Origin of the sequence: Paenarthrobacter sp. NPDC057981 (genome assembly GCF_042886835.1) — a bacterium.
GTDB lineage: Bacteria > Actinomycetota > Actinomycetes > Actinomycetales > Micrococcaceae > Arthrobacter.
In genome coordinates this window covers 166,991-179,549 of sequence record NZ_JBHVQI010000004.1, presented here as the reverse complement: position 1 = coordinate 179,549, position 12,559 = coordinate 166,991, and the positions used below count along the sequence as shown (strand labels likewise).

12 protein-coding genes are annotated in these 12,559 nt (G+C 62.5%); 11 read left to right on the top strand and 1 reads right to left on the bottom strand.

The window, feature by feature from the left end; translation table 11 throughout:
- Positions 1-27: 27 nt before the first annotated feature.
- Entirely contained in the window at positions 28-1,188 is a 1,161-nt protein-coding gene (locus ACFVSI_RS07120) for an acyl-CoA dehydrogenase family protein (protein ID WP_387821316.1), read from the top strand.
- 11 nt (positions 1,189-1,199) lie between these two features.
- Here ACFVSI_RS07120 and ACFVSI_RS07115 read toward each other — a convergent pair whose 3' ends face one another.
- Complete coding sequence (locus ACFVSI_RS07115) at positions 1,200-1,433, bottom strand: DUF5703 family protein (protein ID WP_377544433.1); 234 nt, start codon at positions 1,431-1,433, stop codon at positions 1,200-1,202.
- A 39-nt stretch (positions 1,434-1,472) separates the two neighbouring features.
- Between ACFVSI_RS07115 and ACFVSI_RS07110 the strand changes: the two genes are divergently transcribed.
- The 10 genes from ACFVSI_RS07110 to ACFVSI_RS07065 all read left to right on the top strand — a co-directional run bounded on the left by ACFVSI_RS07110 (position 1,473) and on the right by ACFVSI_RS07065 (position 12,519).
- Positions 1,473-1,718 carry a hypothetical protein gene (locus ACFVSI_RS07110; RefSeq protein ID WP_387821313.1) on the top strand — a complete coding sequence of 82 codons (246 nt, stop codon included), beginning with the start codon at positions 1,473-1,475 and terminating at the stop codon, positions 1,716-1,718.
- A 306-nt stretch (positions 1,719-2,024) separates the two neighbouring features.
- Positions 2,025-3,698, top strand: a complete 1,674-nt coding sequence (locus ACFVSI_RS07105; protein ID WP_387821310.1) for a sugar transferase — start codon at positions 2,025-2,027, stop codon at positions 3,696-3,698.
- Between the two features lie 60 nt (positions 3,699-3,758).
- Positions 3,759-4,868: a Gfo/Idh/MocA family protein gene (locus tag ACFVSI_RS07100; protein WP_387821307.1), complete on the top strand. Its 1,110-nt coding sequence runs from the start codon at positions 3,759-3,761 to the stop codon at positions 4,866-4,868.
- Positions 4,865-5,884, top strand: coding sequence for an NAD-dependent epimerase/dehydratase family protein (locus ACFVSI_RS07095; RefSeq protein WP_387821305.1), 1,020 nt, complete (start codon positions 4,865-4,867; stop codon positions 5,882-5,884). The genes ACFVSI_RS07100 and ACFVSI_RS07095 overlap by 4 nt, the downstream gene beginning before the upstream one ends.
- Positions 5,881-7,047: a DegT/DnrJ/EryC1/StrS family aminotransferase gene (locus ACFVSI_RS07090; protein ID WP_387821303.1), complete on the top strand. Its 1,167-nt coding sequence runs from the start codon at positions 5,881-5,883 to the stop codon at positions 7,045-7,047. The genes ACFVSI_RS07095 and ACFVSI_RS07090 overlap by 4 nt, the downstream gene beginning before the upstream one ends.
- Complete coding sequence (locus ACFVSI_RS07085; protein ID WP_387821300.1) at positions 7,044-7,706, top strand: acetyltransferase; 663 nt, start codon at positions 7,044-7,046, stop codon at positions 7,704-7,706. Before ACFVSI_RS07090 ends, ACFVSI_RS07085 begins: the two co-directional genes overlap by 4 nt.
- Positions 7,703-9,169 carry an oligosaccharide flippase family protein gene (locus ACFVSI_RS07080; protein WP_387821297.1) on the top strand — a complete coding sequence of 489 codons (1,467 nt, stop codon included), beginning with the start codon at positions 7,703-7,705 and terminating at the stop codon, positions 9,167-9,169. The genes ACFVSI_RS07085 and ACFVSI_RS07080 overlap by 4 nt, the downstream gene beginning before the upstream one ends.
- The gene (locus tag ACFVSI_RS07075) at positions 9,166-10,440 is read left to right on the top strand and encodes a glycosyltransferase (protein ID WP_387821294.1); all 1,275 of its coding nucleotides are present in this window, start codon (positions 9,166-9,168) and stop codon (positions 10,438-10,440) included. Before ACFVSI_RS07080 ends, ACFVSI_RS07075 begins: the two co-directional genes overlap by 4 nt.
- Positions 10,440-11,627, top strand: a complete 1,188-nt coding sequence (locus ACFVSI_RS07070) for a glycosyltransferase (protein ID WP_387821291.1) — start codon at positions 10,440-10,442, stop codon at positions 11,625-11,627. The genes ACFVSI_RS07075 and ACFVSI_RS07070 overlap by 1 nt, the downstream gene beginning before the upstream one ends.
- Positions 11,617-12,519: a glycosyltransferase gene (locus ACFVSI_RS07065; RefSeq protein WP_387821288.1), complete on the top strand. Its 903-nt coding sequence runs from the start codon at positions 11,617-11,619 to the stop codon at positions 12,517-12,519. Before ACFVSI_RS07070 ends, ACFVSI_RS07065 begins: the two co-directional genes overlap by 11 nt.
- The last annotated feature ends 40 nt before the right edge of the window (positions 12,520-12,559 follow it).

Sequence of the window (12,559 nt, the reverse complement as noted above, 5' to 3'; positions counted from 1 at the left end):
CGGCAAGCGATCCAAGGAGGCCCCTTCATGACCGTCGAAGAAATCCTGCCCGACGCCCTTTTGGAACGCCTGCGCGGCCGGGCTGCCGGGTACGACCAGAACAACGAGTTCTTCCATGAAGACCTGGAAGAACTGGCAGCTGCCGGATACCTCACCTTGTTCGTCCCGGAGCACGACGGCGGAAAGGGACTCGGTCTCGAAGCGGTAGCTGCGTTGCAGCAAAGACTCGCCACGGCTGCCCCGGCCACCGCTTTGGCGGTCAACATGCACTTGGTGTGGACCGGCGTCGCCCGTGTCATGGCGGCCCGGGGCGACAACTCACTGGACTTCGTCCTCAAGGAAGCTGGGAAGGGTGAGATTTTCGCGTTCGGCATTTCCGAGGCCGGCAACGATTCCATGCTGTTCGATTCCGGCACAGTCGCGGAGGCGCTGCCAGATGGTGGTTACCGCTTCACAGGCCGGAAGATCTTCACCAGCCTTTCGCGCGGATGGACACGCTTGGGTACGTTCGGCAAGGACCCGGACGCGAGGGATGGCCAAGGGGAGCTTGTCTTCGGCTTCCTTCACCGCGATGAACCCGGACACGAGACCTTGAGTGACTGGGACACGCTGGGGATGCGTGCCAGTGCTTCGAACACCACGTTGCTGCATGGAGCCGTCATTCCTCCGGAGCGGATCTTCCGGAAGCTTCCTGTGGGACCCAACCGGGACCTGCTGATCTTCTCCATTTTCGCGTGCTTCGAAACGCTGTTGGCGGCCGTATACACGGGCGTTGCGGAGAGGGCCTTCACGTTGGCCGTGGACAACGTGAAGCGTCGCGTCTCAGCAAAGTACGGGGGACGAAGCTACGCCCAGGACCCGGACATCAGGTGGAAAGTGGCTGACGCGGCCTTGGCGATGGACGGCATCTACCCACAGATATCGTCAGTGGCCCGCGACGTCGATAACCTCGTGGACCATGGAGCCCAGTGGTTCCCAAAACTTGTGGGAATCAAATCCCGGGCCACGGAGAACGCCCGTCACGTCGTGGATCTGGCCATCCGGGTGACCGGGGGATCGAGCTACTTCCGCGGCTCGGAGATGGAGCGCTTGTACAGGGACGTCCTGGCTGGCATTTTCCATCCGTCCAACGACGAATCAGCCCACAACACTGTTGCCAGCGCCTGGCTGGGACCCCTCGAGAACTAGCTGTCGGGTTCTTAGACAGTTCGCTGCACGGAGTACACCTTGCGGCGCAACCAGAAACGACGTCCACCGCCCATGTAGAGCACGCTTCGTTCGAGTTCCCACTTGCCGTACTCCGAATGTTCGGCCAGCCGTTGCCTGGCGTCAGGGAGCGAATCGTCAGGTCCGACTGTCAATACGAGGTATTCGTACTGACGGGCGTAGTCTCTTTGGCGCTCCACGGAGCTGCCGGGAAATTGTTCTCTCATCCCTCTCCATTTTCGTCTTTTTCCGGCTAACGTGAAGTCATGAGCATCGATCCGCGTGTCGCGCTTCAATCATTGACCGCCGCCCTGGAAGAACACCTGGCCGCCGCATCGGCACGACGCGGTGAGGGTGATCCTACCGTCGAAGCCGCTTTCTTCGCCGTCGCTGACGCCTTCGAAGTGTACGAAGACGCACTCTACGAGTCATTCTCCGAGGTCACACCCCTCCAGGTCTTCGACGACGAGGACGAAGACGACGACGAAGCGCTCGAGAGCGTGGACGACTGAACTGAACAGTCCTTGAACTGAACTGTCGTTGAACTGAACATCCTTTCAACCGGCCGCCATCCGGCGGCCGGTTTTTTGTGCCCTTCCGCGCCAGGTTTGTCCCTATGCACACCAGGATTTACGGGCTTTTGGCTGTCCGGCGAGCGCACTGAAACACGTAGTGCCCTCGCCGCCAGCTAGGTACTCGCACGTAGCACCCATGGGTAAGGCTGCGCAAATTTGAGTACCGACTACTGGTGCGCCCCTTTGCGGCCAAAGCTTCACTGATATGTAGGCAATGGACGGTCTGCGAAGAAGGCTGACAAGGTGAAAGTTCCAGTCGTGCGTTTAGGCAAGGCGGCAGCACCCAAGGGTGCAGGTCATGCCGCCGTGGGGTCGACTTTCCCAGCGGAGCAGCTCATTGCCCACGTCAATCCGCCGTTGTCTCCCTGGATTGACAAGTCCGTTGCTGCACAGCGGACTGAAAAGGCGGGACTGGCGGCGCCCAGGCCGGATGTCACCCTGGACCTCGTGCCGCCAGTCACCCACCGCCGCTCACGCGTCAAGGCTCCGCACCGGAACCAGCAGGGCTGGACACATGTCCTCATTACCTGCCTGCGCGTTGCCGATACTCTTTTGGTTTCCGTCGCCGTTTCAGCCGGCTATGCGCTCAACACCGGGGGGCTGCCATTCGCCGCCGGGCCCCCCGGTGTGCGGCAGCTGTCCCTGTTGATGATCCTCGGGATAATCTGGCTCGCTGCCTTGGAGGTCTACCGGACCCGGGATCCGAAAGTGCTTGGTGTGGGTCCCGAGGAATACAAGCGGGTCCTGTCGGCCAGCTTCCGGGTGTTCGGTTTCCTGGCGATCGTCGCCGTCGTATTCCGGGTGGAGTCCGTCAGCTCCTACGTCCTGGTTTCCCTGCCGCTGGGCATCGTGGCCTTGACCGGCAGCCGATGGAGTTTCCGCAGGTGGCTGACCCATGAAAAGTCACGGGGACGGTGCCTGTCCCGCGCCATCGTCGTGGGGGAGCCGCAGGATGTCCGCTATGTAATCAAACAGATTAACCGCAAGTCCGGAGCGCCCTACGACATCCTCGGTGCTTGCCTCCCTGGCGCGAGGAAGGGTGCCGTGCTGGTCGTCGACCAGGTCCGCGTCCCGGTTTTGTCATCCCTGTACGGTATAGCGCACACCGTCCGCCAGACCGGGGCAAATTCAGTCATCGTCGCAGGACCTGTACCCGGCGGAAACCAGTTCATCCAGGAACTCGGATGGCGCTTGGAGGAAGACGCCGCCGAACTGGTCCTGGCAGCCACACTGACCAACGTGGCCGGCCCGCGGATCCACTGGCGGCCAGTGGAAGGCCTGCCACTGATGCACGTGGACATCCCGCACTACTCCGGGGGCAAACACACCCTCAAGCGGCTCATGGATATAGCCGTCTCGGCCCTGGCTCTGATTCTCCTTTCGCCGGTCTTGTTGCTGCTGGCCCTGATCATCAGCACTGACAGTCCGGGACCGGTCCTTTTCCGACAGGAACGCATCGGTAAGCAAGGCACAACATTCCGGATGCTGAAATTCAGGTCCATGGTGGTTGACGCGGAAGCCCGCTTGAACGAGCTCGGCAACCAGGATGAAGGAGCTGGCGTCCTCTTCAAGATCCGCAGCGACCCCCGTGTCACCACGTGCGGCCGATGGATGCGCAAGTACTCACTGGACGAACTGCCGCAGTTCTGGAACGTCTTGGTGGGAAACATGAGTTTGGTGGGTCCACGCCCACCGTTGGCGCGCGAGGTGAATGGCTACGAACGCCATACGCACCGACGGCTCCTGATCAAGCCCGGTATCACCGGACTCTGGCAAATCAATGGACGGTCCGATCTTCCGTGGGATGAAGCGGTCCGGCTCGATCTCTACTACGTGGAGAACTGGTCCATCGCAGGGGACGTGATGATCATGTGGCGCACCTTCCGGGCCATGATCCGGCCCTCGGGAGCCTATTAGTCACGGCAAGTAAGGCCAGGTAACAACAATCCTCCTACCAACACAGAATCCGAGTGGGAAATGAGCATACGAACTGTTCCATCAGGACACCTCAACGGCAACGGCCTGCGGCCCAGGCTGCGCATAGCAGTGGTCGGCGCCGGCTATTGGGGCCCCAACCTCGCACGGAACCTAAAAGCCAGCCCGGACTGGGACCTGGTGGCCATTTGCGACCTCGATGTCGAGCGCGGGATGAAGCTTGCGGAATCGGTGGGCGGGGTGGCCGTCGTCGAGTCCTTGGACGAACTGCTGGACACCTACAACCTGGACGCCGTCGCCGTCGCGACTCCGGCGCATACGCATCACGGCGTGGTGATGACCGCCTTGCGCGCCGGCAAGCACGTCCTGGTGGAGAAGCCGCTGGCCGACAGCCGCGCCAAGGGACTGGAGATGGTGGAAGAAGCCAACGCCAGGGGACTGGTGTTGATGGCCGACCACACGTACTGCTTCACCCCGGCCGTGCTCAAGATCCAGGAACTGGTGGCCAGCGGGGCACTGGGCGACATCCTGTATGTCGACTCGGTCCGTATCAATCTCGGACTCGTCCAACCGGACGTCAACGTGTTCTGGGACTTGGCGCCGCATGACCTTTCCATCCTTGACTTCGTCTTGCCGGGCGGTTTGCACCCCACGGAAATCTCCGCTCACGGCGCTGATCCGCTTGGGACCGGACGGGACTGCGTGGGACATCTGACCTTCGGCCTGCCCAACGACGCCATGGTCCACATCCATGTGAACTGGCTCAGCCCCACCAAAATCAGGCAAATGATCATAGGAGGGTCAAAGCGGACCCTTGTCTGGGACGACCTGAATCCCCAGCAACGGCTGAGCGTTTACGACCGCGGGGTAAGCCTTGAACAGCAACCACGATCCGCCGCCGACAAGAAGGCCACTGCCATCTCCTACCGTCTCGGCGACACGTGGTCACCGGCGCTCCAGGAACGTGAACCGCTTGGACAGGTTGTTGCCGAGCTCGCTACTTCCATTCGGAACCACACCAGGCCACGGACCAGCGGCGAATCGGGACTGAGGGTCCTGTCGGTCCTGGAGGCCGTGACCAAAAGCCTCGGCACCGATGGAAGGTCCACCATCGTGGCCGGTAATGAGACCAATCTCCAGGTTGCGCGATGAAAGAGCTCCTGGGTGCCGACATCCTGGTCACCGGAGGGGCCGGAACCATCGGTTCCACCTTGGTGGACCAACTGCTCGACGCCGGCGTGGCCCACATTGACGTGTTGGACAACCTCGTGCGTGGCAGGCGTGCCAATCTCGACGATGCACTTGCCAGCGAACGCGTCCAGCTCGTCGAAGGGGACCTGCGGGACCGGGACCTCGTCAACGACCTCACCCGAGGCAAGGATCTCGTGTTCCATCAGGCCGCCATCCGCATCACCCAATGCGCCGAGGAACCACGGCTGGCCCTCGAAGTCCTGGTGGACGGCACCTTCAACGTGTACGAAGCAGCCGTGGACCACAAAATAAGCAAACTCATCTCCGCATCAAGCGCCTCCGTCTACGGGATGGCCGAGCACTTTCCCACGAAGGAAAGCCACCACCATCACAACAACGACACCTTCTACGGAGCGGCAAAGTCCTTCAACGAGGGGATGGCCAGGAGCTTCCGTGCGATGTCAGGCCTGGACTACGTCCTGCTGCGCTACTTCAACGTCTACGGACCCCGCATGGATGTTCACGGCCTCTACACCGAGGTCCTGGTGCGCTGGATGGAACGCATCGACGACGAGCTGCCGCCCATGATCTTCGGCAGTGGCCAGCAAACCATGGACTTCGTCCACACCCACGATGTGGCCAGGGCCAATGTCCTGGCTGCAGTCAGCGATGTCCGCGAAGGCGTCTACAACGTGGCCAGCGGTACCGAGACCAGCCTGGCAGAGCTGGCACAGACACTGCTCCGGGTCATGGCATCCACCTTGCACCTGGAACACGGCCCGGAACGTGCCGTCAACGGGGTGGTCCGGCGGCTGGCGGACACCACGGCTGCCAGGGAGGACCTTGGATTCGAAGCAGCTATTGGACTCGAGGACGGGCTGCGGACCCTGGTTTCATGGTGGCGGCCGCTTCGCGCGGAAATTGCAGCTTCACGGCTGGTAGCCCGCCCCGACGTTCCGTCAGTAGGTGCACGATGACCATTTCGGAGACGCGCATGGCACGCATCGACGTCATGAAGCCATGGCTGGGCGAAGAGGAAGCCCAAGCCGTAGCCGAAGTGATCGCCTCCGGCTGGGTAGCCCAGGGACCCAAGGTGCGCCAGTTCGAGGACGCCTTCGCTGCAGAGCAAACGGCCGGCTACGCTGTCGCCACGTCCAGTTGCACCTCGGCACTGCACCTGGCGCTCGCCGTCGCAGGCATCGGACCAGGTGATGATGTAGTGGTCCCGTCGTTTTCCTTCATTGCCACCGCCAACGCGGCCCGCTACGTAGGCGCACGACCGGTGTTCGCCGACGTCGACCATCAGAGCGGGTGTGTGACCGCAGAGACTGTGGAAAGGGCACTCACGCCGGACACCAAGGCAGTCATCGCCGTGGACCAAGGCGGTGTACCGGTCGACCTCGACCCCATCCGCGCACTGTGCGACCCGCGCGGGATCATGGTGGTCGAAGATGCCGCGTGTGCCATCGGCTCCCGCTACCATGGCCGCCCGGCAGGTGTTGGGGCAGAACTCGCGGCCTGGTCCTTCCATCCACGCAAGATCCTCACCACCGGAGAGGGCGGGATGCTGTCCACTCCCCGGCAGGACTTCGCGGACAGGGCAAGGCGCCTGAGGGAACATGCCATGAGCGTTTCTGCCGCGGACCGCCACGCCAGCATCCTCGCACCGGCGGAGGAGTACCTCGAAATCGGGTTCAACTACCGCATGACCGACCTTCAGGCCGCCGTCGGCCTTGTCCAACTGGGCCGCCTCGGGGCGGCAATCCAGAGGCGCCGCGAGCTGGCCGCCAACTACGCCACCGCATTTGCCGGCGTCGATGGCCTCCGCCTGGTCAGCGACCCCGACTATGGCATCAGCAACTTCCAATCGTGCTGGCTGGAAACCGGCACCACATTTCCGTTGAGCAGGGACGAGTTGATGACCCATCTGGCCCACGACGGTATCTCTGCACGGCGGGGGATCATGGCCGCTCACCGCCAGCCCGCCTATGCCGGGAGGGATACTGGTAGTGCGTCGCTGGAGGTCACCAATTGGCTGACCGACCATACGCTCATCCTGCCCCTGTACCACCAACTTGAACTCCACGACCAGGTCCGTGTCATCGACTCGGTACTTCGCGCTGCGGGGCGCTTACGATGAGCGAGCTTCTCCTCATCGCCGCCAGTGGTCTCGCCAGGGAAGTGCTGGCCATGGTCCGCAGCAGCGGACCGTTCGACGTCATTGGAATCCTCGACGACGACGAGGACAAGCTCGGGCGGGTGGTGGACGGCGCGCACGTGCTCGGGCCTGTCCGCGACGCCCTGAAATTTCCTCACGCACTGCTTTTGGTGTGCATCGGCACCGGTAGCGGCCGGGAGGGCGTGGTAATGCGGCTGCGAAGCCTCGGACTCGACGACGAACGCTACGCCACCGCCATCGATCCCTCCGTCAACGTTCCGGAAGGGTGCTTGATCGGGCGGGGAAGCATCATCCTGGCCCACGTAAGCATGACCGCCTCAGTGACCATCGGCAACCACGTGGTCGCCATGCCCGGTGTCACCTTCACCCACGACGACGTCATTAGTGATTTCGCCACCTTCGCATCAGGGGTATCCCTGGGTGGGAATGTGCACATTGGCCGGGCGGCCTACATCGGCATGAATGCCAGTGTCCGCGAGCGCCGTACCATCGGGGCCAAAGCCACTATTGGCATGGGCGCTGCCGTCCTGAACGATGTGCCGGAGGACGAGACCTGGGCCGGTGTTCCTGCCCGCGTGATCAGGCGGGGCAATACTCCGGCGCTGGAGGGGGCACAGTGACACTTCGGAGCGCGGTTACCCCCCGACGGCAAGCAACACCCACCCGGGCGTTCGTGATCAGCGTGGTCAATGCCTTCGTCACCAAGTTGGGCACGATCGGCATCGGCATCGCATTGGCACGCCTGCTGGGTCCTCAGGAATTCGGTACCTACGCAGTGGCGTTCATTGCGCTTGTCGCCGTCCTCAGCTTCAACGAGTTGGGGGTCAGCCTTGCGATCGTCCGCTGGCCAGGAGACCCGAAGGAAATCGCCGCAACCGTCACCACCATCTCCGTCGTCTGCAGCGTCCTCCTGTTCGGCATCTCGTATGCGGTTGCGCCCGTTTTCACGGCCGCCATGGGAAACGAAGCAGCTACGGATGTTGTCCGGGCCCTGGCCTTCTGCATTGTGCTCAACGGCCTGGTGGCCACGCCGGCCGCCCTGCTGCAACGAAACTTCCGCCAGGGACAGCGGATGGTCATCGACCAGGTCAACGTCTGGCTGGGGGCAGGAGTCTCCTTGGTTCTGGTCATTGCCGGGATGGGGGCCATGAGCCTGGCCATAGGCCGGGTCCTGGCCAGCCTCATAGCCGGTGTGCTGTTCCTCCTGTACTCACCTCTGCCGTATCGCTTTGGCTTCGCACCTCAGTCCGCGAAACAGCTACTGATGTTTGGTCTCCCCTTGGCCGGGGCCAGCGCCGTGGTCTTTGCGGTTGGATATGTTGACCAGCTCATTGCGGGAAGGCTGTTTGGTCCGGTCGTCCTTGGTTTCTACGTCATGGCCTTCAATATGGCCGGCTGGCCATCGAGTTTGCTGTCGCAGCCCTTGCGCAGTGTGGCACCAGCGACATTTTCCCGCCTGCAGGATCGCCCCGAGGACATGGGCGCCGCATTGCTGGCCATGATCGGCGCGGTGTCCGTTGTGGTGCTGCCCGTGACAGCTGTGATGGTCGGATGTGCCATCCCGCTGGTCACAGTCGTGTACGGGCATGAGTGGGCGCCGGCAGGATTGGCGCTGATGTGGTTAGCGCCCCTCACGGTCTTCCGCATCCTCCATGAGCTCCTGTACGACTATCTCGTCGTTCTTGGCTCATCCCTCTCCATCCTGAACGTGCAGCTTTTTGCTCTGCTCGCCCTCGTTCCTGCGCTGCTGGGCGGCGGCGCGCTCGCAGGGATGACCGGACTCGCCGCTGCACCGACGCTCGTTGCCTTGTTGGTTACGTCTCCTCTTTATCTCAGGGCACTGCGCCGGGCGAAGGTACCTCTCTCGGCTGTGGGAAAGCGGCTGTGGATGCCCTTCGCCTTGGGGGCACTGACGGCAGCGGGCTGTTTCATGGTGTCACGCACCATTGAATCCCCGCTGGCAGCCGTTATGGCGTCCACGGGTCTTGGCATCATGGCGATGGCGCTGATGATGCTCGTTCGCCGGAACGACCTGCGTGAGGTCCGGATCTGGGGCCGCGGGCGTGAAGTAGTTGCGTCATGAGAATCCTCGTCTATCCGCATGACCTCCGCATGGGTGGCAGCCAGCTGAACGCCATCGAACTGGGGGCCAGTGTTAAGCAACTGGGCCATGAAGTCATTCTCTTTGGGCAACCCGGCCCCCTCATGGAGAAGGCCACGGGACTCGGTTTGGAGTTCATCGCAGCACCCGCACCGGGGAAACGTCCGTCCCCCTCTGTCATCAGGGCATTGGTGCGCATTGTCCGCGAGCGCCGGATAGACATCGTGCATGGCTACGAGTGGCCGCCGGCATTGGAGTGCCTGGCAGCGGCCAGGCTGGTGCGTGGCACCACGGCGGCGGCGACAGTCATGTCCATGGCCGTGGCGCCCTTCATCCCCAGATCCATGCCCCTGATGGTGGGCACGGAACAGATCCGGCATGCTGAGTCGTCCTCTGGACGATCCAACGTTCACTTGCTGGAACCGCCGGTGGACCTTCCCGCAAACAGCCTTGACACGGATTTGGACCTTGGTCCGTTCCGGACACGTTGGGGGTTGGATCAACACCACTTCACCGTTGTCTGCGTTTCCCGGCTGGCTCATGAACTCAAGCTTGAGGGCATCCTGTCAGCGATTGACGCGGTCAACCAACTTGCAGGGCACTTTCCGGTGCGCTTGGTAATCACAGGCACGGGACCGGCAGAAGCCACCATAAAGGCCCACGCACTCAGCGTCAACGAAGCACGGGGGGAGGGCACGGTCATCCTCACCGGTGAACTTTCCGACCCCAGGCCGGCTTATGCCGTGGCAGATGTTGTACTGGGCATGGGTGGGTCGGCCCTTCGTGGACTGTCGTTCGGAAAGCCCCTCGTAGTCCAAGGCGAACGGGGCTTTTGGGAACTTCTGACCCCGGATTCCCTGCGGCTCTTTCTGTGGCAGGGGTGGTACGGATCCGGTCCGGGCTCCGCCGGGCCAGGCACCGCTGGGTTGGTGTTCATTCTTGGCAGGCTCGTCGAGGACGAAGCTCTACGGATTGAACTGGGCGCTTACGGCCGGTCGGTGGTCGAAAACAGGTTCAGCCTCGCTGCCGCAGCCCTACGCCAAACGGAGCTTTACCAGCAGTTCATGTCTGACACTCCCGGACTGCGGCCCAACTTATGGGCCGATGCGTCCGCTGCGTTGCGGTACTCCTCGTACGTCGCTCGACGGCGTTACCTCCGGTTGCGCGGTCAACAACCCTCTGAAGATTTCAACGCCCGTCCTGTCGCAGTCCAAGCGACTGTGCCAGGAACATTCGCTGCGAGGGAGGTCTAATGGGACCGACCATGTATATCTCCGGCGGCCGGTGGGATGACTTGCCCGGAACTGATCGCCTCCTGGCGGAATCAATGGCAGTGATGGGATCGGTCATGTGGGTTGACCAGCCTGCGCCCGTCTTCCGTTTCCCCGATGTCCGGAAGCACTTGGTGCCGAGCCTGCTCGGAGTCCCCGAGGTCCTCGCGCCGCAGCTGACACGCCTTCGACTTCCTGCGCCGCCGTTGTTCAGCAGCGGCCCGGGCCGCGCCGTGACCGAAGCCATCGCGCGGCATTGCATCCAGAAGGCGTTACGGACCTCGGACCATCCGCCAGCGGCCATAGTCAACGCCTCACCGGTTATGGGTTTCCCTGCATGGGGCTCCGGTGTGCGTTTGCTTCATCTGACCGACGACTGGTTGGCTGCGGCTGACCTGATTGGGTTCAGTTCCGATTATCTTCGGCGTTCCCTGGAGCGGAACATCGAGGCAGCCGACATCATCACAGCTGTCTCGCCCGGCTTGGCCGCTAAAATGTCCGCCTTCTCCGGCCGCACCGTGGAGGTCCTTCCCAATGGGTGCCGGCCACCAAAGCTCCAAGCCGCAGACGACCGCCGTCGACCGATAGCGGTTCTCGTGGGGCAACTCAATGAGCGCTTGGACCTGGACGTTTTGGAGGCGCTGGGCAATGCCGGGTTGAAGATCCTGGTGATCGGCCCGAGGACAGAGTCGAACCCGGTGACCGGGCACCGGCTTGATGCCTTTTTGAGCCGCGAAAATGTGGATTGGCGCGGAGCGATGGACCCAAGGGACCTGGGACGGCTGCTCGGGACCGCATCCGTAGGGATCACGCCGTACGCAGACACAGAATTCAACCGATCCAGCTTCCCGCTCAAAACGTTGGAATACCTGTCGGCAGGACTGCCCGTTGTCGCCTCCGACCTGCCCTCTGTGCGATCGCTGACATGCAGTACGTTGGCCCGGGCGAGCAGCCCTGAGGAGTTCGTTGAGTTGGTCAGGATTGCCCTGAGGGAACGGCCGGATCAAGGTCAACGCGACGAGATGAGACAGTTGGCCGAAGCGAACACCTGGGACGTGCGGGCGGCCACCCTCATTGGGCTGTGTCAACGGCCCTCAACGCGGAGAGAACCCTCCCAGCCCGATCGCACAGTTGCCCAGCCTGTTCGAGGAGTCAGCCATGAACATTGACGCATCAGTGAACCGGCCGTCTACGGTGGATCACGTACTGCTGACCAGGTTCAACCTTCCTTCCCGGGGCTTTGAGAGCCTTGTGCGGGCCCAGGAGGGTTGGCTACGTGACCGGATCATCCTGTTCGAACGCTATTGCCTTCCCTCGGTAAAGGCACAGAACAACCGCAACTTCCGTTGGATCATCTATTTCGACCCGGAAAGCCCACCCTGGCTGCAGGAACGTGTTCAGCAACTGAGCCGGGACGGAACGTTCGTGCCCCTGTTCAGGGCTGAGGTCAGCCCGCTTGAACTGCTGGAGGACATCCGATCGGTAGGTGCAGGGGGGCGCCAGATTCTCGTCACAACCAACGTGGACAACGACGACGGCCTTGCTGTCGATTTCGTCCAGCGCGTGCAGAGTGCTGCCGGCGGCCAGCGGGTTACCGCCATCTACCTGGCAACCGGCCTCGTAATGGGCAGAGGTTCCATTTTCCTGCGGAATGACCCCACCAACGCATTCTGCTCGGTCAGCGCACCCTGGTCCGCCCCCGTGACCTGCTGGGCTGCGTGGCACAACCGTCTGGGCCAGTCCATGAATGTCACGTCGCTGCGTGGCTCTCCTGCGTGGCTGCAAGTGGTACACGACCACAACGTCAGCAACAGGATCCGCGGCCGGCGTGTATCCCCCGAACCGTACAAAGGGCTTTTCCCGGACGTACTGAAGGACGTTCCCGTCCCGAGCCAAAGGACCATCATTACCGACCGGCTTTATCAGTCTCCCGTCAGGGCGCTGCGGGAACTGGCCCGAACCACAGCCAAGGCCGTGACCGTAGCTTTGCTGGGCACCCAAGGCATCGACCGCATCAAGACAACTTTCGCCGGCAGGAAAAGCACGGCGTCCAGGACCTGAACCACGTGGTTGGCCCAACCGGAAGTCACCTAACGAAAGG